The 20,392-nt window shown below is 67.8% G+C and carries 17 protein-coding genes and 1 tRNA gene; all 18 read right to left on the reverse strand.

What is annotated here, in order from left to right:
* Positions 1-20: 20 nt before the first annotated feature.
* Positions 21-1,079, reverse strand: a complete 1,059-nt coding sequence (gene obgE, locus GRI89_RS00450; protein ID WP_159791306.1) for a GTPase ObgE — start codon at positions 1,077-1,079, stop codon at positions 21-23.
* A gap of 280 nt (positions 1,080-1,359) precedes the next feature.
* Positions 1,360-1,435: transfer RNA gene (locus GRI89_RS00455), tRNA-Ala, on the reverse strand.
* Between the two features lie 88 nt (positions 1,436-1,523).
* Positions 1,524-2,219 carry a hypothetical protein gene (locus GRI89_RS00460; protein ID WP_159791307.1) on the reverse strand — a complete coding sequence of 232 codons (696 nt, stop codon included), beginning with the start codon at positions 2,217-2,219 and terminating at the stop codon, positions 1,524-1,526.
* Positions 2,220-2,539: 320 nt separating this feature from the next.
* The gene (locus GRI89_RS00465; RefSeq protein ID WP_159791308.1) at positions 2,540-3,316 is read right to left on the reverse strand and encodes a Bax inhibitor-1/YccA family protein; all 777 of its coding nucleotides are present in this window, start codon (positions 3,314-3,316) and stop codon (positions 2,540-2,542) included.
* Between the two features lie 96 nt (positions 3,317-3,412).
* On the reverse strand, positions 3,413-4,213 hold the full coding sequence (locus GRI89_RS00470; RefSeq protein WP_159791309.1) for a pyrroline-5-carboxylate reductase family protein: 801 nt from the start codon (positions 4,211-4,213) through the stop codon (positions 3,413-3,415).
* Between the two features lie 33 nt (positions 4,214-4,246).
* Positions 4,247-4,753: a type III secretion system chaperone family protein gene (locus tag GRI89_RS00475; RefSeq protein WP_159791310.1), complete on the reverse strand. Its 507-nt coding sequence runs from the start codon at positions 4,751-4,753 to the stop codon at positions 4,247-4,249.
* A 146-nt stretch (positions 4,754-4,899) separates the two neighbouring features.
* The gene (locus tag GRI89_RS00480; RefSeq protein WP_159791311.1) at positions 4,900-6,579 is read right to left on the reverse strand and encodes an SPOR domain-containing protein; all 1,680 of its coding nucleotides are present in this window, start codon (positions 6,577-6,579) and stop codon (positions 4,900-4,902) included.
* A gap of 33 nt (positions 6,580-6,612) precedes the next feature.
* Positions 6,613-8,430 carry a cell division protein FtsZ gene (gene ftsZ, locus GRI89_RS00485; RefSeq protein ID WP_159791312.1) on the reverse strand — a complete coding sequence of 606 codons (1,818 nt, stop codon included), beginning with the start codon at positions 8,428-8,430 and terminating at the stop codon, positions 6,613-6,615.
* A gap of 129 nt (positions 8,431-8,559) precedes the next feature.
* Positions 8,560-9,855 (reverse strand): cell division protein FtsA, encoded by a 1,296-nt coding sequence (ftsA, locus tag GRI89_RS00490; RefSeq protein WP_159791313.1) that lies wholly within the window; start codon positions 9,853-9,855, stop codon positions 8,560-8,562.
* Positions 9,855-10,769 (reverse strand): cell division protein FtsQ/DivIB, encoded by a 915-nt coding sequence (locus GRI89_RS00495; RefSeq protein WP_159791314.1) that lies wholly within the window; start codon positions 10,767-10,769, stop codon positions 9,855-9,857. Before GRI89_RS00495 ends, ftsA begins: the two co-directional genes overlap by 1 nt.
* Entirely contained in the window at positions 10,769-11,752 is a 984-nt protein-coding gene (locus GRI89_RS00500; protein WP_159791315.1) for a D-alanine--D-alanine ligase, read from the reverse strand. The genes GRI89_RS00495 and GRI89_RS00500 overlap by 1 nt, the downstream gene beginning before the upstream one ends.
* Positions 11,722-12,684 carry a UDP-N-acetylmuramate dehydrogenase gene (gene murB, locus GRI89_RS00505; protein WP_159791316.1) on the reverse strand — a complete coding sequence of 321 codons (963 nt, stop codon included), beginning with the start codon at positions 12,682-12,684 and terminating at the stop codon, positions 11,722-11,724. Before murB ends, GRI89_RS00500 begins: the two co-directional genes overlap by 31 nt.
* Entirely contained in the window at positions 12,681-14,108 is a 1,428-nt protein-coding gene (gene murC / locus GRI89_RS00510; RefSeq protein ID WP_328598005.1) for a UDP-N-acetylmuramate--L-alanine ligase, read from the reverse strand. The genes murB and murC overlap by 4 nt, the downstream gene beginning before the upstream one ends.
* Positions 14,105-15,280 carry an undecaprenyldiphospho-muramoylpentapeptide beta-N-acetylglucosaminyltransferase gene (gene murG, locus GRI89_RS00515; protein ID WP_235912605.1) on the reverse strand — a complete coding sequence of 392 codons (1,176 nt, stop codon included), beginning with the start codon at positions 15,278-15,280 and terminating at the stop codon, positions 14,105-14,107. Before murG ends, murC begins: the two co-directional genes overlap by 4 nt.
* A complete protein-coding gene (locus GRI89_RS00520; protein ID WP_159791317.1) occupies positions 15,277-16,506 on the reverse strand; it encodes an FtsW/RodA/SpoVE family cell cycle protein in 1,230 nt (409 codons plus the stop codon). Before GRI89_RS00520 ends, murG begins: the two co-directional genes overlap by 4 nt.
* Positions 16,503-17,858 carry a UDP-N-acetylmuramoyl-L-alanine--D-glutamate ligase gene (gene murD / locus GRI89_RS00525; protein ID WP_159791318.1) on the reverse strand — a complete coding sequence of 452 codons (1,356 nt, stop codon included), beginning with the start codon at positions 17,856-17,858 and terminating at the stop codon, positions 16,503-16,505. The genes GRI89_RS00520 and murD overlap by 4 nt, the downstream gene beginning before the upstream one ends.
* Positions 17,855-18,925, reverse strand: coding sequence for a phospho-N-acetylmuramoyl-pentapeptide-transferase (gene mraY, locus GRI89_RS00530; protein WP_159791319.1), 1,071 nt, complete (start codon positions 18,923-18,925; stop codon positions 17,855-17,857). The genes murD and mraY overlap by 4 nt, the downstream gene beginning before the upstream one ends.
* A gap of 9 nt (positions 18,926-18,934) precedes the next feature.
* Positions 18,935-20,392, reverse strand: a complete 1,458-nt coding sequence (locus GRI89_RS00535; protein ID WP_159791320.1) for a UDP-N-acetylmuramoyl-tripeptide--D-alanyl-D-alanine ligase — start codon at positions 20,390-20,392, stop codon at positions 18,935-18,937.

Below are 20,392 nucleotides of genomic sequence, written 5' to 3' on the forward strand. Positions count from 1 at the left end.
AAGACAGTCGCTTACGTCACCTAAATCGGCGACCACTCGCCGGGTGCCTCGCCCTCTTCGTCGTCGTCCTGGTGCGGCTGCTCGGTCGCGGTGCGTTCGGGCAGGTGCGTGAGGACGGCGTCGAGCAGGGCTTCGATACCCGCTCCGGTGGCTCCGGAGATCGGAAACACCCGGTCGGCCCCGGCGGCTTCGAGTTCGGCAGCGAAGCCGGCCGCCAGTTCGGCGTCGGCGAGGTCGATCTTGTTGAGCGCGATGAGTTGGGGCTTGTCGGTCAGGCCCGCGCCATAGGCTTCTAGTTCGTCCTGCACGGTGCGCATCGCTCCGGCCGGATCCTCGCCCGAGATGTCGACGAGGTGGATCAGCACCCGGCAGCGTTCGATGTGGCCGAGGAAACGGTCGCCGATCCCGGCGCCTTCGGCCGCGCCCTCGATCAGGCCGGGAATGTCGGCGAGGACAAATTCGCGGCCCTTGTGGTGCACCACGCCGAGGCTCGGAACGAGCGTGGTGAAGGCGTAGGCGCCGACCTTGGCCTTGGTGTTGGAAACCTGGTTGATGAAGGTGCTCTTGCCGGCATTGGGCAGGCCGACGAGACCGGCGTCGGCGAGCAGCTTGAGCCGCAGCCAGACCCACAGCTCCTCGCCCGGGATGCCGGGCTGGTGCTGGCGCGGAGCGCGATTGGTCGCGGTCTTGTAGCTGGCGTTGCCGCGCCCGCCCATGCCGCCTTCGAGCAGGACGACCTCCTGGCCCTCCTCGGTCAGGTCGGCGAGCACTTCTTCCTTGTCCTCGGAGATGATCTGCGTGCCGACCGGCACCTCGATGACCAGGTCGTCCGCACCGGCACCGGTGCGGTTCTTGCCCATGCCGTGGTTGCCGCGCTTGGCCTTGAAGTGCTGGGTGTAGCGGAAATCGATCAGCGTATTGAGCCCGGGCACGGCGCGGAAGATGATGTCCCCGCCCTTGCCGCCGTCACCGCCGTCGGGCCCGCCGTACTCGATGAACTTCTCGCGCCGGAAGCTCACGGCCCCGGGCCCGCCCGAGCCGGACTTCACGTAGATCTTGGCTTGATCGAGAAAATGCATCTGTTTTCGCCTCAAGCGCCGGCGGGACCGTCCGGCCCCTTGGCTATCCTCGCCGCTATTCCCTCCGCTTCGCTGCGGGGCGGCTCCGGGCGCGCGGTTGCGCTTGCGAGCTGCTAGCCGCAGCTCGGATCATTGCAGGCCAGTGTGTCTTGGAATGGCTCGGGGCGAGCCGAGAATGTTGCCATCCGAGAACCGGCGCGGAGCGACCTACAGGGTCGTGAGCACCGGAAGCGCAGGAGGGTGCCATTCGCAGGCCGCTCCGGGGCATTCCAAGGCACACTGGTGGAGCCGAGGGGGATCGAACCCCTGACCTCGTCATTGCGAACGACGCGCTCTCCCAGCTGAGCTACGGCCCCGTTCCAGTCTGCATCGCAAGGGGCGGCCCCGTGCGAAGAGCGCGCTCCCTAGCGAAAAGGCTCTGCCCATGAAAGAGCTAAAATCGCCTCACTTGCCTCCGGGAACCGGTTGCACCACGGGCAACGCAGCCTCATCCTCGGGAGCGGCGATGATCGGGATTTGCGCGCCGGTCTCCGGATCGTTCACGGCGCCGGTCTGGACGGGCTGGCTATTGTCGGCCAGCGCGGCGCCGATGCCACTTCCCGAGCCCGGGTGCGTCGCCACATATCCCGGCTGCGAAGCCCCGTACTGCGCACCATACCTGGCGTCCCATTCCGCCGAATCGACGCGGTACTGTTCATAGGCGGTGAAGAACTGCTGATACGATCCCTCGAACTGCGCGAGGCCCACGGCAGCGAACTGGTTGATGTCGCCCGGCTTGGTGGCGAGGTAACTGCTGGCGAGGGACCGCGCATTCGAGCACAGTTCGGTGCGAACCGGGGGCAGGGCGAAATAGTTGTAGACCTGCGTCATGAAGGCTTCGCGCGCTTTCACGGCGTTGGATCGCGACGAGTTCTTCGCCCGGTACTGCTTGTCGAGTTCGGCATTCGCCGTCGCCAGGGCTTTCCTGTTGTCCGTCAGGAACTTGCCGTAACCGGCCACGATCTGCTCGTCTTCCGGATTGAGGCAATTGAGTGCCGCGACGTTCCAGACCGAGCGGAAATTCCACAACGTTCCATACCCGTCGAGCCCGGTGTTGACCGTGCGGCGAAGGCCGTCGGCGCCGACCGGCGGGATGTCCATCGTGTAGGACGCATGACCGGGAGGCAGTGGGCGATAAGGAATGGCTGCCTGTGGCGGCGGCGGCGGCGGCGGCGGGGGTGGGGGTGGGGGCGTGGTGCAAGCAGCAAGAGCTGCAATGGCCGTCGCCGTTACGGCGGAACGCACCGAAATCTTCCGAATATTGAGTACCAACGCCTTACCTCTCCCGAACCTGCCGACTGGTTGCCGGTCGCAACATCATGAAGCGATCACAGGCAAAGCCTACCCCTGTGCAGCGCCAAAGAAAACGCCCGGGCAGCCATGGGCTACCCGGGCGGCGATGAACCGACTCAGTTATGCGGTCAATTGCGGGAATTACCCATGAACCGGAGCAGGAAAAGGAACATGTTGATGAAGTCGAGGTAGAGGTTGAGCGCCCCCAGGACCACGACCTTGCCCATCGGGAAAGCGGCTGCAATCGCCGGATTCGTCATCTTCGCCTGCTGGATTTCCAGGTACTGCGACTTCAGCTTCTGCGTGTCGTAGGCGGTCAGGCCCGCGAAGATCAGCACGCCGATGAAACTGATGCCGTACATCAGCGCAGGCGACTTCAGGAAAAGGTTGATCAGCGAGGCGACGATCAGGCCGATCACGCCCATGATCAGGAAGCTGCCCCAGCCGCTGAGGTTCTTCTGCGTGGTGTAGCCGAACAGGCTCAGTCCGGCGAAAGCCGCCGCGGTGGCGAAGAAGGTCGCCGCGATCGACGCGCCGGTGTAGACGAGAAAGATCGTCGACAGCGACAGGCCCATCAGGAACGCGAAGCCCCAGAACATTGCCTGCAGCGTGCCGGTCGAAAACTTGTTGGCGCCGAAGCTCATCGCAAAGACGATGGCCAGCGGCGACAGCGCCACCAGCCACATCAGCGGGCCGCTCGCAAAGGTCAGGGCAAGGCCCGAACGCGCCGTCAGCATCGCAACGATACCGGTCAGCAGCACGCCCGAGGACATGTAGTTGTAGATCGACAGCATGTGCTTGCGCAGCCCGGCGTCGAACGTGGTGCGCTGAGCGACATCCCCGGCATAGCCCGGTGCGGTGCCGAAGCCCGTTCGGGTGTCCTGGGGGTCATTCCAATTCGCCATGTATTCTCTCCAATCCGGCGCCGAGCAACGACAAGCCGGTGCCGGCAATATCGCTACTGTTACCGAGGTTTTCAAGGAAAACCGGGCTTACCGGCATTAACCTTTCCGGCGCACTTCAGCCGCCAGTTCGGCACCCCGATCACGCGCCGCGCGCAGGGTTTCGGTCATCAGGCGAACCAGTGCCTCGTCGGCATCGAGCACATCGAGGCCCCTCTGCGTCATGCCCCCGGGACTGGCGACGCGGCGCGCCAGTTCGCCCGGATCGTGAGGGGATTCCGCCGCGAGAGCAGCCGCGCCCTCGACCATCGCCAATGCGAGCCGGTCGGCCTGGTCGCGCGGTAACCCGAGCTCGCTCGCGGCGGCGGCCAATGCGTCGATGAAGCGGAAGGTGAAGGCCGGGCCGGAGCCGGCCAGCGCGGTGACGAGGTCGAAGACATCCTCACCGACCCAATCGGGCGTACCGAGCGGGTCCATCAGCGCGGTCAGTGCGTCCTGCCCAGGCGTGTCGAGCCCCAACGCGGCGATCGCAACGGGCGACTTGCCCAGCGCAACGGCGAGGTTCGGCATGACCCGGGCCACCGCCCCGGCGCGCGGAAAGGCCTCGGCAAGCGTTCCGAGCGTCACTCCGGCAAGCAGCGAGAGCACCGTGGTTTCCGGCCCGGCAAGCACCTCGACCTCGGCGGCGACTTCGCCCAGCTTCTGCGGCTTTACGCCGAGCAGGATGGCATCGAACTTGACGCTCGCCGGAATGGTGCGATGCTGGGAAACGGGGAACGGCTTTTCGCTCGGGCTGGCGATGGTGAAACGCCCCGGTTCCATACCGGCGGCAAGCCAGCCCTCGAGCATGGCTCCGGCCATGTTGCCGCAGCCGACAATGAGGATGTTCGCAAAGCTCATGTGGCGCGTCCTGCCGGACCGCCGCGCGAGAGTCTATGCCTCGCCAGCGGCATCGACCAGCGCCGCATCGAGCGCCTGCCGCGGGGTCTTGTCGCCCCACAGCACGAACTGGAAAGCGGGATAGAAGCGGTCGCATTCGGAAATTGCAGCCTCGATCGCGACTTGCGCCATCGACAGGCTCAACAGGCCCTCCTCGCCGAGCATCAGCCCGTGGCGGTAAAGCAGCACCCCGCCACGCGACCACATGTCGAAATGCCCAAGCCAGAGCTGTTCGTTGATAAGTGCCAGTAGCTCGTGCGCCGCCTTGCGCTTGTTGTCGGGCACGCGGACGTCGGGGAGGCAGAGGAACTGCAGCACCCGGTCCTCGGCGCGCCACACGCCCTTGACCTGGTAGGTCGTCCAGCTGCCCTGGATTTCGCTGGTTACCTCGTCCTCACCGTTGAATTCGCACGGCCACCCGTGCGCTTCGAACACCTGGGCGAGCATCTCCACCGGAGCTGCGTCGTCTGATTCTTCGTATGGCTCGCGCCCGATGTTCATGCTCAACAGTCCGTTTACCTTCCTCTGGCGGCTCAATGCGACGGACTTGTGCCAGCAATCAATCGCGCGCCCTCCGGGAGCGGTGGAAAGCCGCGCCAAGCCTGTTCACAAGGTGTGCAAAAGCGGTTTGTCCACAGTGGACGAAATCACTTGAGCGGGCGGACTTCCTCGCCCTGCGCGCTTGTGAAGGCAAAGGTATCGAGGCCCTTGTCCTTGAGCGACTTCACCATCTTAAGCGCCTCGGCCTCGGTGTCATATGGGCCGGTGACGAGCCGGTTGGTCTGGCCCCACTTGGCCGTATAGGCGCTGTTCGACTTGAGCAGCGCCCCGCCCTTGCCCTGGATACGGCGCCAGTCGAAACCAAGCGCGCCGGTATCGCGCCCGGTCGCCACCTGCACCCAGTAGCGCTTCGGATTGGCTGGCGGCTTGGGCGCCGGCGGCGGCTCGGGCTTTTGGCGCGGCGGCTCGAACTTGGTGATGTCGACTGCCCCGCTCCGCGACCCCGCCGCCTGCACCGGCTCGCCGGCAAATTCGGCAAAGGCCTCGGCCAGCGAGACTTCCGGCTCGACCGCTTCGGGTTCGGCTTCGACCACGCCTGGAGTGCCGATCGACAACGAAGGACGCGGTACGTCTTCGGACGCAGCAACGGGCTGGACCGGCGGCGCAGGAGGTGGCTCTGCCGCGGCCACAAGAACCGGCTGCGAAACAGAGGGCTGCGAAACAGAGGGCTGCGAAACGGGCGGCTGGGGTACCGATTGCTGCTGAGCCGGCGGCAGTTCGCCGGCCTGAACCGGTTGCGGCTCGCTGACCTGCTGGGCCGTTGGCTGCTCGATCGGCGTGGAACCAACCTGCTCCACCTTGCCGATGGTAACTCGCCGGTCGGTTGCAGGCCTTGACGCGGTGTCGCGGCTCCGGGTTTGACGATTCGGTTTCGCGGTGCCGCCGAGCGGCTCGCCAGCGGGTTCGAGCCGCGCGTCGGGCGTGCGTACAGCGACTGTGCGCGGGGTCGAGCGCGCCGATAAGGCGGCGATTTCCGGGCTGTCGCGGCCGATTTCCGCCGCAGGGGGAAATCGCCCGAGGTTGGCGGCGGCGGCTTGTTGCGCCCGCGTCAGCCGCGGCATGTAACGAAGGTACGGCGCCATGCGGTTCGAGAGGCGTTCGGGCAGCATGGTCTCGGCGATCGAGACCGCCTCGTCGCTGCGGCCGAGGATCGCCAGGGCGAAAGCGCGGGTGCGGTAGGCGGCGAGGTCGCTGCGCTGCAGCAGTGGCAGCAGCGTCGCCTCGGAGCCGACCTGGTCGCCGGCAATGGCCTGGCTCAGCGCCAGCCGCCGCGCGACCTCCGGATCGTCGCCGCGGCTGAGCTCCTCGCGATAGTAGCGCTGGGCGCCATCGTTGTCGCCAACGAGATCGAGCGCGAGGCCGTGGTCGCTGGCGTGGCTGCCCGCGGGCATCCCGTCACGCTCGGCCTTCTCGAACAGACTGACCGCCTCGACCGCATTGCCTTGCCGCAGGGCAATCGCTGCCATCCCGGCCTCGACCTCACCGTTGTTCGGGGAAATGGCCAGGGCGCGGCGGAAGAAGCCGCTCGCCGCCGGCAGGTCTTCGATGGCGATCGAGGCCTTGCCGGCGCGGATCAGCGCGTCGAGGTTGGTGGGATTCCGCGCCAGGACCGCGAGCGCCGACTGCAGGTCGCCCACCTCGGGCGGCGGCAGCGCCTGGATAACCGCCTGGGCATTGAGCGCCGTGGCCGGCAGCCACATGGCTCCGCCGGCCAGCACGGGTGCCAGCAGGAATTTACCGAATCGAGAATGCACGGCGCGCGTCATGGCCGGGGCGATCTGAACCGGGCGCGAACAGCCTTACTGGTTGTTCTGGCGGTTGAGGAAACGCGGGATGCGCACCGAACCGGCGTCATCGTCGTCGTCCTCATCGTCTCCCTCTTCGCCGCGGTCGGTTGCGGCGCGCGAGAGGTTGGCCATGCGCTCGAACAGCGTGCTGCCGCCGGAAGGTTTCGCCGGGGCTGCGGCCTCGGAGCCCGCCTGCGCGGCTTCGCCACCGGAAGCACCGAGCATGCGCGCGCGGCGCGAGCCCGGCTGCTGGGCCGGCTCGTCGGCTTCGGCGAGGCGATCGGCGTCGAGCAGCAGTTCGTCCTGTCCGCCCTCGTCGTCGCCGTCGTCGGAACCGGCCGCTTCCATGGTCAGTTCCAGCTCTTCGCCGCCCTCTTCGGGTTCGTCGCCCATGTCCCAGCCGTTGTCGGCGGCGGCAGCGGTGCCTTCAGGATCGCGGTTGATGCGGGTTCCGGTCAGCGAGGCGAAGCCGGAGTCCCGGCCACCAAAGGCGCCACTATCGTCCGAATCGCCTTCCTCGTCGTATTCCTCGTCCTCGTCGCCGCCGTCACCGGGGCTGTAGGGTTCGGGCATGCGCAGCGGAGAGGCATCGACGGCAGGCTCTTCCTCCGCCTCTTCCTCGTCCTCATCCTCAGCGTAGCCATAGGCCTGCTCTTCCAACGGGGCGGCTGCGGCGTATTCCACCGTCTCCTCGACCGGTTCTTCGCCCCAGTCGTCGTCGGGGATGGAGAGGCCGGCAGCCTGTTCGGCCGCAGCGGCGTCTTCGGCCAGTTCTTCCTCGGTCGGCAGCGGCAGCACCGGCTTCTTCGGCCCGCGTGCACCGCCGAGGTTGAGCGGACGGCTCGCCTCGGCGGCCTGCTCGGCGCTCTGCTCGATGCCGGTGGCGACGACCGAAACGCGGATCTTGCCTTCGAGGTCGGGGTTGAACGCCGAGCCCCAGATGATGTTCGCTTCGGGGTCGACCAGTTCGCGGATGTGGTTCGCCGCCTCGTCGATCTCGAGCAGCTTCATGTCCTCGCCGCCGATGATCGAGATGATGACGCCCTTGGCGCCCTGCATCGACACGCCGTCGAGCAGCGGGTTGGCGATGGCGCGTTCGGCGGCTTCGAGCGCGCGGTTCGCGCCCTCGCCCTCGCCGGTGCCCATCATCGCCTTGCCCATCTCGCCCATCACCGAACGCACGTCGGCGAAGTCGAGGTTGATAAGGCCGGGCATGACCATCAGGTCGGTGATCGAGCGAACGCCCTGCTGCAGCACCTCGTCGGCGAGCTGGAAAGCTTCCTTGAAGGTCGTTTCCGCCTTCGCGACCAGGAACAGGTTCTGGTTCGGGATGACGATCAGCGTGTCGACGTGCTTTTGCAGTTCTTCAATGCCGGCGTCCGCGGCGCGCATGCGCCGGGTGCCTTCGAACAGGAACGGCTTGGTCACCACGCCGACGGTCAGCACGCCCATCCGGCGGGCGGTTTCGGCGATGACCGGGGCCGCACCCGTGCCGGTGCCGCCGCCCATGCCGGCGGCGATGAAGACCATGTTGACGCCATCGAGCGCGCGCTCGATTTCCTCGACCGTCTCTTCCGCCGCGGCGCGGCCGACTTCAGGCCGCGAACCCGCGCCGAGGCCCTGGGTGATGTCCGGGCCAAGCTGGATGCGGTGTTCCGCCAGCGCGTTGTTGAGCGCTTGCGCGTCAGTGTTGGCGACGACGAAGTCGACGCCCTCGATCTCCGAGGTGATCATGTTGGCGATCGCGTTGCCGCCGGCGCCACCGACGCCGATCACGACGATCCTCGGGCGCAGCTCCTCCACAGAAGGCGGACCGATGTTGATGCTCATCCCATATCCCCGAGAAGGAGTTCAAAAATTTGTGCGCCCCGCTTCTGCCACAAAGCGATTCGCGGGTACAAAAGGTTAAAATCGTTATCCACAGTGCTCGATTCTCGGTTGTTCAGCCGATTTTCGCATTCAGAAATAGGCCCTTGCGGCATGCCAGATGCGCTGTGCCATCGCAGCAGGGCCGTAACGCATGGTAATCTGGCGATCCCGGCCAAAGACGCGGATGTCGATCGGGTCCTCGGCGGCGTAGAGGATCAGGCCCGCGAGCGTCGCGAAGCCGGGCACCGAATGCGCCTCGGGCATGCCGCGCAGCTGCGGTGGGCGGCCGATGCGGACCGGCTTGGCCAGCGCCGCCTGCGCGTAGTCGGCGAGCCCCGCCATTTCCGCGCCGCCGCCGGTGATGACCACCTGGCGTCCGCGCGATCCGCCCGGCCCGCCGGTGAAACCCATGGCTTCAAGCGCGCGGCCGACGTCGCTCACCAGCCGATCGAGCTCGCCGGTGATGACCGAGATCAGGTCCGAACGCAGGATGCGGTTCTGTTCGTCCGCGCCGCGCGCCGGGACCCCGGCGTTGTCCTCGCCCGGCCCGTTGACCGGGATGCGCTCGCGGTGGTCGCGCGGGCTGGCGATGGCCGAGCCCGAGACGCACTTGAGGCGCTCGGCCTGGAAGCGGCGGATGCCGAAGTGGCTGGCGATGGCGTCGGTAATGTCGGCCGAGCCGATCGGAATCGAGCTGAGGCCGACGAGCATGCCGCTGGCGAAGACCGAGACGTTGGTCACTTCGGCGCCGAATTCGACCAGCGCCACGCCGATGTCGCGCTCTTCCTCGGTCAGGCAGGCATAACCCGCGCCGATCGGCGAGGCGACGACGCCTTCGACTTCGAGGTGCGCATTCTCGACCGCCTCGCGCAAGTTGCGCATCGGCGCACCGTCGGCGAGCATCGTGTGGACCGCCACCCCGAGCCGTTCGGCATGGAGGCCGCGGGGGTTCGAAATGCCGTCCGCCCCATCGAGGAAATAGCACGCCGGCTGAGCGTGCAGGACCATGCGCCCGTCGGGCCGGATCGCGTCCTTGGCCGCGCCGAGCAGTTGCTCGACGTCCTCGTCCTCGATGCGGCGGCCGCCGATCTCGATCTCGATCTGGTTGATGCGGCTGGCAAGCCCGGCGCCCGAAGCCCCGAGCCAGACGCTCTGCACGCTCGTCCCGGCGACCTTCTCGGCCCTCTCAAGCGCGTCGCGCACGGCGTAGGTCGCCGCAGCCATGTCGGTGACGTAGCCGCGCTTGATGCCCTGCGCGGCGCGGTGGCCCGAGCCGAGCACGATCATCTCGCCGCTTTCGGTGGTCCCGGCGATCATCGCCGAAACGCGGAAGCTGCCGATGTTGACCGCACCGAAGACACGAGTGATGCGGGGTTGAGTCGCCATCAGGTGGTTCCCTTGGAAAGATCGGGTTTGTCGGCTTCCTTGCAGTCCGGGCAGCGCATGTAGATGCGCTCCGGCGAGCGCATGTCGAAGGCGACGACCTTTCCGCCGAGCAGGCGGTGAACGCCGTCGAGCTGGGCGAAGTTGATCAGCGCGCCGGCGGCGTCCTTGTCGCCCATCGGCAGCGACAGCAGCTGGCCGGACTTGAAGGTCAGGTTCCAGCGGCGGTTGCCGATCCACTCGGCCGCCGCGACCTGCGGGCGCAGCGCCGGGGCGGCATCGAGCAGCGTGCTGAGGTTCTGGACCTGCGCCTGCGCGCCGGGACCGGAGATGCGCAGCATGCCCTTCGCGTTGGCGCGCGAGATCGGTTCGAGTTCGTGACCGGTGCCGTCGATCAGCACCAGCCGGTCGGGCCTGGCGAGCACGGCGTGCGGAGTCCGCTCGACGATGTCGATGACGATGGTGTCGGGAAGCTGGCGGCTGACGCGTGCGTCCTCGACCCAGTGGAGCCCGAGCAGCGAGGCGCGCATCTCGTCGAGGTCGACCTGCGGCATCGCCCGGTCCTTGGCCCCGAGCACGCGCTCGTAGACCTTTAGCTCGTTCATGCGCTTGACGCCGTGGACCTCGACCCGGTTGACCTCGAACCCGGCGTTGGCCGCAGCGGAGGCGAACTGCTGGCCGACCAGCATGTTGAGCCCTGCCATGCTGGCGACGAACCATGCCCCGACCGCGGCGGCGAGCAGGATCAGGAACAGGAAGAAGCGGTGCAGCTGCTCCTCCGTGAAGGGCAGCACGCGTATCAGTGCATCGACCAGCGTGCTGGTATGCGCCTGCGCCTTGCGCACCTGGCGGCGGGTGTCCTGCTTGCGCGCCTGGCGGCGGACCCCGGTCTGCTTGCGGCGAATGGTCTGCGCCATCAGGCCATCTCCCCCAGTTTGCCGAAGCGCCTCAGCGCGTCCTCGATGACGATCTCGCACAGCTCGTCGTATTCGATCCCGCAATGCCGCGCTTGTTCGGGCACGAGGCTGAGCGGGGTCATGCCCGGCTGGGTGTTGGTCTCGAGCACGAACAAGCCGGCCTGTCCGCGCTCGTCGTCCCAGCGGAAGTCGGTCCGGCTCACGCCGCGGCAACCGAGCACCTTGTGCGCCTTAAGCGCATAATCGAGGCACAGCTGCGTGATGTCCTCGGGGATCGCGGCCGGACAGACATGCTCGGTCATCCCGTCGGTGTACTTGGCGTCGAAGTCGTAGAAACCGCTCTTGGGCACCAGCTCGGTGACCATCAGTGCGCGGTCTCCCAGCACAGCAGCAGTAAGCTCGCGACCACGGATGTAGGGCTCGGCGAGAAGCTCGGCGAATTCCTGCCACGGTCCCTTGGTGTCGCGGGCAATAGGATTGCCGTAATTGCCCTCATCGGTGACGATGGCGACGCCGACCGAGCTGCCTTCGTTGACCGGCTTGAGGACATAGGGGCGCGGCAGCGGGTCCTTGTCGTAGAGGTCCGCGCACTTGACGATCCGCCCGCCCGGCATCGGGATGCCCGCGGGCACCAGCAGCAGCTTGGTCAGCTCCTTGTCGATGGCGATGACCGAGGTGGCGAGGCCCGAATGGGTGTAGGGAATGCCCATCAGGTCCATCATGCCCTGCACCGTGCCGTCTTCCCCCGGCACGCCGTGGAGCGCGTTGAACACGACGTCCGGCGCGGCCTCGGCGAGCTTCGCCGCCACCTGCCGATCCATGTCGATCCGCGTGACCTTGTGCCCGCGCGCCTCGAGCGCATCGGCCACGCCGTTCCCGCTCATCAGCGAAACCGGCCGTTCGTTCGCCCAGCCGCCCATCAGGACGGCGACGTGGAGGGGATCGAGCCTGCTCACCACCGCCCCACCCGCTGGATTTCCCATTCGAGCGTCACGCCTTCCTGCACCGACACGCGGCGGCGGACTTCCTCGCCGAGGCCCTCGATGTCGGCGCTGGTGGCATCGCCGGTGTTGATGAGGAAGTTAGCGTGCTTCTCGCTCACCTGCGCTCCGCCCATGGTCAGGCCGCGGCAGCCGGCGGCATCGACCAGTTCCCATGCCTTGCGTCCGGGCGGGTTCTTGAAGGTCGAACCGCCGGTCTTGGTGCGCAGCGGCTGCGATTCCTCGCGCGCGGCGGCGATGCGGTCCATCTCGGCGCCGATGTCCTTGGGGTCGCCGGGCGTGCCGCGGAAGCGGGCCGAGACGACGATTGCCCCGTCGGGCAGGCGCGAGTGGCGGTAGGTATAATGCAGGTCGGCCGCGGCCAGCGTGATCAGGTTGCCATAGGGCAGGGCGACGTCGCAATCGACGAGGATGTCGGCCACCTCGCGGCCATAGGCGCCGCCATTCATTCGCACGAATCCGCCGACGGTGCCGGGGATGCCGCGCAGGAATTCGAGCCCCGCGATGCCGGCATCGCGCGCGGTCGAGGAAACGAGGATCCCGCTCGCCCCGCCGCCGCATTTGAGCAGGCAATCATCGCCCACCTCGACCTGCGAAAACGCCTTGCCGAGCCGCACCACGACGCCGGGCACTCCGCCATCGCGCACGATCAGGTTGGAGCCGAGGCCGAGCGCCATGACCGGCGTGCCTTCTTCGAGGCCGCCGAGGAAGCGCAGCAAGTCGGCAATGTCTTCGGGCTCAAAAAGCCAGTCGGCCGGGCCGCCGGTCTTGAACCAGACCAGCTTGGCGAGCGGCGCCTGCGGGGTCAGCTTGCCGCGCACGTTGCCGCCGACGAAGCCGGTCGGCGCAGCAGCGTCTTCGGAGCCGGGGGCATTGGTCCACGCGCGCAGGTGTTCGTCAGGCTGCCGGCTCATGCCGCCCTCGCTTTTGCGGCGGCAATGCCGTCGGCCAGGCCCGCGGCCCATTTGGTGATGTCCCCCGCGCCGAGGCAGACCACGAAGTCGCCCGAGCGGGCGAGGCCGGCGAGTTCGGCGGCCAGTTCGTCCGGCCCGGCGATCTCGCTGGCCGAGCGGTGGCCGCTGGCGCGCATTCCTTCGACCAGCACCGACGAGGAGACACCGTCGATCGGCTGCTCGCCCGCCGGATAGACCGGGGCGGCAAAGACCACGTCGGCATCGTTGAAGGCGGCCTGGAACTCGGTCATCAGGTCGCGCAGCCGGGTGTAGCGGTGCGGCTGGACCACGGCGATGACGCGGCCGCCCGATCCGCTCGACACCGCCTCGCGCGCGGCGGCGAGGACGGCGAGGATTTCGACCGGGTGGTGGGCGTAGTCGTCGATCACCGTCACGCCGCCGACCTCGCCCGCGCGGGTGAAGCGCCGCCGCACCCCGCCGAACTGGGCGAAGCCGGAGCGGATCGTGTCGTCGTCGCAGCCCATTTCCAGCGCCACGGCGATGGCGGCGAGCGCGTTCTGGACGTTGTGCTTGCCCGGCATGGGCAGGAAGACGTTCGAAATCCGGCGCTCGTGCCCGTCGCGGTCGCGCAGCACGGCGGTGAACAGGTTGCCGCCCTCGGCGCTGCGGATGTTCTCGCCGCGCAGGTCCGCCTGGGCGGAAAGGCCGTAGGTGATGACGCGCCGGTCTCGCACCTTGCCGATCACCGCCTGCACCTCGGGATGGTCGATGCACAGCACGGCGAGGCCGTAGAACGGGACGTTCTCGATGAATTCGACGAAGGCCTCTTTCACGGCATCGAACGAGCCGTAGTGATCGAGGTGTTCGGGATCGATGTTGGTGACGACGGCGATGGTCCCGTCGAGGCGCAGGAAGCTGCCGTCGCTCTCGTCGGCTTCGACCACCATCCACTCGCTGGCGCCGAGCCGGGCGTTCGAACCGTAGCTTTCGATGATCCCGCCGTTGATCACCGTCGGATCGACCCCGCCGGCATCGAGCAATGCGGCGATCATGCTGGTCGTGGTGGTCTTGCCGTGGGTACCGGCGACCGCGACGGTCTTCTTGAGCCGCATCAGTTCGGCGAGCATTTCGGCGCGGCGCACCACCGGGATGCGGCGTTCGAGCGCGGCGGCGACTTCGGGGTTGTCGCGCTTCACCGCGGTCGAGGTGACGACCACGGCGGCATCGCCGAGGTTCTTCGCGTCGTGGCCGACGAAGACCTCGATGCCGCGCTTGCGCAGCCGCTCGACCGAAGCGCCTTCGGACAGGTCGGAGCCCTGCACGGTGTAGCCGAGGTTGTTCATCACCTCGGCGATGCCGGACATGCCGATCCCGCCGATGCCGACGAAGTGGATCGTCCCGATATCGGTTTCGACGCCCTTCACGCCGGATCCCCGGCAAGCTGCTCCGACGCGATGCGCGCGTCCTCCCCAGCGACGCGGATCACGTCTTGCATCGCGGCGCCGCCGAAGCTTTCGATGAGGTCGGCGAGGTCCTCCGCCGCCTTGGGCCGCCCGCAGTTCCACGCCGCGTGAGCGGCGGTGGCGAGCGTTTCGGGCCGCTGGGCGAGCGCCTGGATCTGCTTGGCCAGCTCCTTGGCGGTGAAGGCGTGCTGGCGGATCGAGCGGGCCCCACCGGCCTTGACCATCTCGCGCACGTTGGCGGCCTGGTGGTCGTCGGTGGCGATGGGCAACGGAATGAGGATCGCCGGGCGGCCGACCGCGGTCAGTTCGGCGATGGTCGAGGCCCCGGCGCGGCCGATGAACAGGTGCGCATCGGCGAGCCGCGCGGCCATGTTCTCGAAATAGGTGCCCAGTTCGGCCGGGATGCCGTGGTTCGAATAGCGATCGCGCACCGCATCGAGGTCTTCGGGGCGGCACTGCTGGGTGACCTGCAAGCGGCTGCGCAGCGCGGGCTGCAGCATGGCAAGCCCGTCCGGCACGACCTCCGACAGCACCCGCGCGCCCTGGCTTCCGCCGGTTACCAGCACGCGCAGCAGCCCATCCTCGGTGAACGGCGGGAACGGCTCGTCGCGCAGGGCCAGTACCTCGGGCCGCACCGGGTTACCGACGAGGTGGACCTTGTCCATGTACTTGGGCTTGAGCCGGTCGACCTCGGGGTAGGCGGTGGCGATCGCGTCGACCCCGCCGGCGAGCAGCCGGTTGACCCGCCCGAGCACCGCGTTCTGCTCATGGATCAGCGAGGGGATCCCGGCCTTGCGCGCCGCCAGCAGCGCGGGCAGTGCCGGATAGCCGCCGAAGCCGATCACCGCGCTCGGCTCGAAGCTGTCGAACAGCCGCAGGGCCATGCTGCGCCCTTCGAGGACCGAGGACACACCGCTCGCCCAGCGCAGCGGATTCTTGCCGAAGCGACCGGCAGGCAGCACGTGGGCGGGCAGGAAATCGGGCTTGCCGGGGATCGCCACGCCGCGCTCGTCGGTGATCAGCGCCACATGGTGCCCACGCCGTTCGAGCGCATGCGCCAGCGCGAAAGCCGGCGTGAGGTGTCCGCCGGTCCCCCCGGCCGCGAGCACGTAATGGCGGTTCGGCCCGGTCATGCCGCGCTCCGCTTCGTGCCGGGCATCGCCGCGGTGATGCCCACGCCCTCGCGGGTCAGGAACGGGTTGCGCCGGCTCATCGCCAGCATCAGGCCGATGGTAATGCTGACCGCGATGGTCGAGGAGCCGCCGTAGCTGACCAATGGTAGGGTCATGCCTTTCGAGGGGAAGAGTTGCAGGTTGACGAGAATATTGATGAACGCCTGACCCCCGAGAATGGTTGCCAGCCCGGTCGCGGCGAGCACGGCGAAGAGGTTCTCCTCCTCCAGCATGCGGACCAGCATCCGGCCGAGGATGGCGAGGTAGAGCACCACGATCACCGCGCAGATGAGCAGGCCGAATTCCTCGCCGATGACCGAAAAGATGTAGTCGGTGTGCGCTTCGGGTAGCTGCATCTTGCGGCGGCCGAGCCAGATGCCGGTGCCGGTCCACCCTCCCGCCATAAGCGTGCGGCTGGCGAGGTCGACCTGGTCGTAGGCGGAGCCGCCGCCGAGGAAGCTGTCGATGCGGTGCCGGGCGTTTTCGTAGAACAGGTAGGCCAGCACCAGCGCTCCGACCCCGCTGCCGGCGGCAATGCCGATCTTCTGCATCGGCAAGCCTGCCAGCATCGCCATGACCAGCCAGCAACCGACGAACAGCATGGCGTCGCCAAGGTTCGGTTGCGCCATCAGCAGGACCACGACCAGCGCCATCAGGCCGGCGCTGATCTGGATCACGGGCAGGCGCGGATCGCGCAACTTCCACGAGAGGATCCAGGCCAGCGTGACGGCATAGGCGGGCTTGAGGAATTCGCTGGGCTGGAAGCGAATGCCGAAGTCGAGCCAGCGCTTGGCGCCGTTGACTTCGTTGCCGATCACCGGAAGCACCGCCATCGCCGCCAGCATCGCCGCGCACAGCACGATCGCGCCGCGCCGGGCCAGCTCGCGCGGGACGAACGAAACGCCCAGCATCGTCAGCAGGGCGAGAAACTGCCAGCGGACGTGCGCATACCAGAAGTAGAGGTCGGGAAGCTGCACAGCACTGGTCGAGAGCCGCCGCGCGGTGGCCGGGGAAGCAGCGGCGACGGCAATCGAGCCGATCGCCATCAGCAGCAGCACGAGGCCAAGCAGCACGCGGTCGATCTCGCGCCACCAGATGCGCACCTGCGTCTTGCGGTCCTGCGGGAAGCGCGCCTGCTTGGGGCGACGCTCGCCCATGACCGGGATGTAAGGCCGCGCCGCCGTCATGCCGCCGACCGTCCGGCAAAGTCGAACGGCACCGAAGTCCCGCCGGTCAGGCCCTCGACGATCTGGCGAAAGGCTTCGCCGCGCGCCTCGTAGTCCTTGAACTGGTCGAAGCTGGCGCAGGCGGGCGAAAGCATGATGACGTCGTCCTCCTTCGCCACGGCCAGCGCCCGGGTCACCGCCTCGCAGAGCATCTCGCAGCGCTGCACAGGCATCTGCGGTTCGAGCAGGTCGGCGAAGTGCGGACCGGCCTCGCCAATGGTGTAGGCGGCGGCGACGTTGGGAAAGCCGGGCGCGCAGTCGTCGAGGTTGTCGCCTTTGGGCAGGCCGCCGACGATCCAGTGAATGTGCGGCTTCGCGTTGCGCGGATAGGCGCCCAGCGCCGGCGCGGTGCTGGCCGGGTTGGTCGCCTTGGAATCGTTGATGAAGGTAACGCCGCCGAAGGTGCCGAGGATTTCCATGCGGTGCGGCAGCCCGCGGAAGCCGGCCAGCCCGGCCTCGATCTGCTCCTCGCCGAGGCCGAGTTCGAGGGCGATCTGGCGGGCGATGGCGGCGTTCTGCAGGTTGTGCGGGCCCTTCAGCCCGATCCACCCGCGCTGCCGCGCGGCGAGCGTGGCGGTGTCGGCCCGGGCCACGCGGCCCGCGTCGCGGCGCGCCAGCTCGGTCTGGTAGATCGCCCGCGTCGCATTGTCCTCGCAGCCGAACACCGCGAACTGATCGGCGCGCTGCATCGCGAACAGGCGCGCCTTGGAAGCAGCATAGGCATCGAACCCGTCGTACCTGTCGAGGTGGTCGGGGGTGACGTTTGTCAGCGCCGCCGCGTCGCATTCGAGCGAATGCGTCAGGTCGATCTGGTAGCTCGACAGCTCGAGCACGTAGACGCCGCCTTCGGGCAGCGGCTCCTGCGCGAGGATCGGCAGGCCGATGTTGCCGCCCATCCGCGCGGCGACTCCGGCGCTTTCGAACAGGTGGTGGACCAGCGCGGTGGTGGTCGACTTCCCGTTGGTGCCGGTGATGCCAACGACCTTGTGCGCCGGCAGCGAAGTCCGGGCCATCGCGAACAGCTCGATATCGCCGATCAGCGGGACGCCCGCCGCGCGCGCCCGCGCGGTCAGTGGATGGGTATTGAGCGGCACGCCGGGCGAGACGACGATCCCGTCGAAACCGGCAAGGTCGATTTCCAGCGGATCGCCGATCGCGGCCATGCCCGAAACTTCCTCGCGCGGGCCGGGACGGCGATCCCACGCGGTCACTTGCGCCCCGCTGGCATGAAGGCTCGCCACCGTGGCCAGGCCCGAACGGGCGAGGCCGAGGACGGCGAAGCGCTTGCCGGCGAAGGCGGAGGATTCGATCATCGCACCTTCAGCGTTGCGAGGCCCATCAGGGCGAGGACGATCGAGACGATCCAGAAGCGGATCACCACGGTCGATTCCGACCAGCCGAGCTGCTCGAAATGGTGATGGATCGGGGCCATGCGGAAGACCCGTTTGCCGGTGCGCTTGAACCAGAAGACCTGGATCATGACGCTGGCGGTCTCGACCACGAACAGCCCGCCGACGATCAGCAGCACGATCTCGTGGTGGCTGGCGACGGCGATGGCTCCGAGCGCGCCGCCGAGGGCAAGGCTGCCGGTATCGCCCATGAACACCGCCGCCGGGGGCGAGTTGAACCACAGGAAGGCGAGCCCTGCACCCATGATCGCCGCGCACATGATCGCCAGTTCGCCGGCACCAGGCACGTGCGGGATGCCGAGGTAGGCCGAATAGTCGACGCGGCCGACGAGGTAGCAGATGATGGCGAAGGTGCCGGAAGCAATGACTACCGGCATGGTCGCCAGCCCGTCGAGCCCGTCGGTGAGGTTCACGGCGTTGCCGAAGCCAACCATCACCGTTGCGGCAAAGAGGTAATATAGGGGACCCAGCGGAATCGCCCGGCCCGAGAAGAACGGGACGTAGAGGTTGGTGCTGACCTCGCCGACGATGATCCACGCGGCGATTCCGGCAACGAGGAATTCGAGCATGAGCCGGGTCCGGCCCGAAACGCCCTTGTGGCTGCGCTTCGTCACCTTGTCGAAATCGTCCATGAACCCGATCGCGCCGAACCCGCCGGTCACCGCGAGGCAGGCCCAGACGAACGGGTTGCTCAGGTCCATCCACAGCAACATCGAGATGATCAGCGAGACAAGGATCATCAGCCCGCCCATCGTCGGCGTGCCGACCTTGGCGAGGTGAGTCTGCGGCCCGTCGGTGCGGATCGGCTGGCCCTTGCCCTGGCGCACGCGCAGCAGCGCGATGAACCGCGGCCCGATCAGCAGCCCGATGATGAGCGCAGTGATGAGCGTCGCACCCGAACGAAACGTCTGGTAGCGGACGAGGTTGAAAAGCCCCTCGAAATCGAGCCATTGCGCGAGAAGATAAAGCATCCGTGCCTGTCAGCCTTCCCTGGCTGCAAAATGCGACACCAATCGGGTCAATCCTACTGAATTCGACCCCTTCACAAGGATCGCGTCACCCGCCACGAGGCCATACTCCTCGAGCGCGGAAATTGCTCCTCCCGGGTCGGTGCAATGGGCAAAGCGCAGGGGCTTGCCAAGCGGATTGTTAACTACTTTCCCCAGTTCGCGCGCGAGCGAAATCATCTCGGGCCCAACCAGCACGGCATAGTCGACTTCGGCCGCGGCCAGCGGCTCGGCCAGCTGGGCGTGGAAAGCGTCTGAAAAGTCGCCGAGTTCCTTCATGCTGCCGAGCACCGCGACCCGCCGTCCGGCAGGAGTGTGGCCGAGTTGCGCCAGTGTGGCGCGCATCGATGTCGGGTTGGCGTTGTAGCTTTCGTCGATCAGCAGCGCGTTGCCGCCGGCGACAGGGATTCGGTGCCGCGCGCCGCGGCCCTTGAGTCCGCCCATCTCGGCCAGAGCCAGCCCGGCCGCGCCTAGATCGCCGCCCGCGGCGTGGACTGCCGCCATGACGCAGAGCGAATTGGCCACCCAGTGCTCGCCCGGCTCGGCCACGGTGTAGCACAGCCGCCGATCGCCCATCGCCGCGGTGACCAGCGAGCCGCCGTTGGCCGAGGGGACCGCGTCGAGCAGGCGGACGTCGGCCTGCCGGTCCTTGCCGAAGGACAGGATCGTCGCGCCGACGGCATGGGCCGCTGCCTTGAGCCGTTCGAAGTGGGGACTGTCGGCGGGGATGACCGCCGTGCCGCCGGGTTCGAGCCCGGCGAAGATTTCCGCCTTGGCATCCGCGATGGCTTCCTCGCTGCCGAGGTTCTCGATGTGCGCCGGGGCGATGGTTGTGATGACCGCCACGTCGGGGCGGACCTGCGTGGTCAGCGCGGCGATCTCGCCGGCATGGTTCATGCCCATCTCGAACACGCCATAGGCCGAGGCCCCGGGCATGCGGGCGAGGCTGAGCGGCACGCCGACGTGGTTGTTGTAGCTCCGCACCGAGCGGTGCGCCGCGCCGCGGCAGGAGCGGTCGAGCGCGGTGAAGATGGCTTCCTTCACCCCGGTCTTGCCGACCGAGCCGGTGACACCGATCACCCGCGCCGCGCCGCGCTCGCGGGCGCAGGCGGCAAGCGCCTTGAGCGCCTTCGTGGTGTCCTCGACCAGCACGTGCGGCCAGTCGACGGGGTGCTCGACCAGCACCGCCGCAGCGCCGTTGGCGATGGCCTTGTCGACGAACTTGTGCCCGTCCATCGCCTCGCCCTTGAGCGCGACGAACAGGTCGCCCGGGCGCACGTCGCGCGAATCCATCTCGACGCCGGAGACCTGGAACGGCCCGCTGGCGGTGCCCCCGGTCGCATCGGCGATCTCGGCTGCCGTCCACAGCGCGCGGGCGTAGCGGTCGTAGTCCCGCGCAGGCCAGGCCAGCAGCTTCTCGAGTGCACTCAT

This window comes from Croceibacterium salegens, from assembly GCF_009827435.1.
Taxonomy (GTDB): domain Bacteria; phylum Pseudomonadota; class Alphaproteobacteria; order Sphingomonadales; family Sphingomonadaceae; genus Croceibacterium_B; species Croceibacterium_B salegens.

What these genes read in the sequence shown, in the direction of transcription:
- murD (WP_159791318.1), bottom strand. Translation starts at nt 17,858, where the DNA reads ATGATCGAATCCTCCGCCTTCGCCGGCAAGCGCTTCGCCGTCCTCGGC.
- GRI89_RS00520 (WP_159791317.1), bottom strand. Translation starts at nt 16,506, where the DNA reads ATGACGGCGGCGCGGCCTTACATCCCGGTCATGGGCGAGCGTCGCCCC.
- GRI89_RS00495 (WP_159791314.1), bottom strand. Translation starts at nt 10,769, where the DNA reads ATGGCGCAGACCATTCGCCGCAAGCAGACCGGGGTCCGCCGCCAGGCG.
- murB (WP_159791316.1), bottom strand. Translation starts at nt 12,684, where the DNA reads ATGAGCCGGCAGCCTGACGAACACCTGCGCGCGTGGACCAATGCCCCC.
- obgE (WP_159791306.1), bottom strand. Translation starts at nt 1,079, where the DNA reads ATGCATTTTCTCGATCAAGCCAAGATCTACGTGAAGTCCGGCTCGGGC.
- murG (WP_235912605.1), bottom strand. Translation starts at nt 15,280, where the DNA reads ATGACCGGGCCGAACCGCCATTACGTGCTCGCGGCCGGGGGGACCGGC.
- mraY (WP_159791319.1), bottom strand. Translation starts at nt 18,925, where the DNA reads ATGCTTTATCTTCTCGCGCAATGGCTCGATTTCGAGGGGCTTTTCAAC.
- GRI89_RS00535 (WP_159791320.1), bottom strand. Translation starts at nt 20,392, where the DNA reads ATGAGTGCACTCGAGAAGCTGCTGGCCTGGCCTGCGCGGGACTACGAC.
- GRI89_RS00500 (WP_159791315.1), bottom strand. Translation starts at nt 11,752, where the DNA reads ATGGGAAATCCAGCGGGTGGGGCGGTGGTGAGCAGGCTCGATCCCCTC.
- ftsZ (WP_159791312.1), bottom strand. Translation starts at nt 8,430, where the DNA reads ATGAGCATCAACATCGGTCCGCCTTCTGTGGAGGAGCTGCGCCCGAGG.
- GRI89_RS00460 (WP_159791307.1), bottom strand. Translation starts at nt 2,219, where the DNA reads ATGGACATCCCGCCGGTCGGCGCCGACGGCCTTCGCCGCACGGTCAAC.
- GRI89_RS00470 (WP_159791309.1), bottom strand. Translation starts at nt 4,213, where the DNA reads ATGAGCTTTGCGAACATCCTCATTGTCGGCTGCGGCAACATGGCCGGA.
- ftsA (WP_159791313.1), bottom strand. Translation starts at nt 9,855, where the DNA reads ATGGCGACTCAACCCCGCATCACTCGTGTCTTCGGTGCGGTCAACATC.
- GRI89_RS00475 (WP_159791310.1), bottom strand. Translation starts at nt 4,753, where the DNA reads ATGAACATCGGGCGCGAGCCATACGAAGAATCAGACGACGCAGCTCCG.
- GRI89_RS00465 (WP_159791308.1), bottom strand. Translation starts at nt 3,316, where the DNA reads ATGGCGAATTGGAATGACCCCCAGGACACCCGAACGGGCTTCGGCACC.
- GRI89_RS00480 (WP_159791311.1), bottom strand. Translation starts at nt 6,579, where the DNA reads ATGACGCGCGCCGTGCATTCTCGATTCGGTAAATTCCTGCTGGCACCC.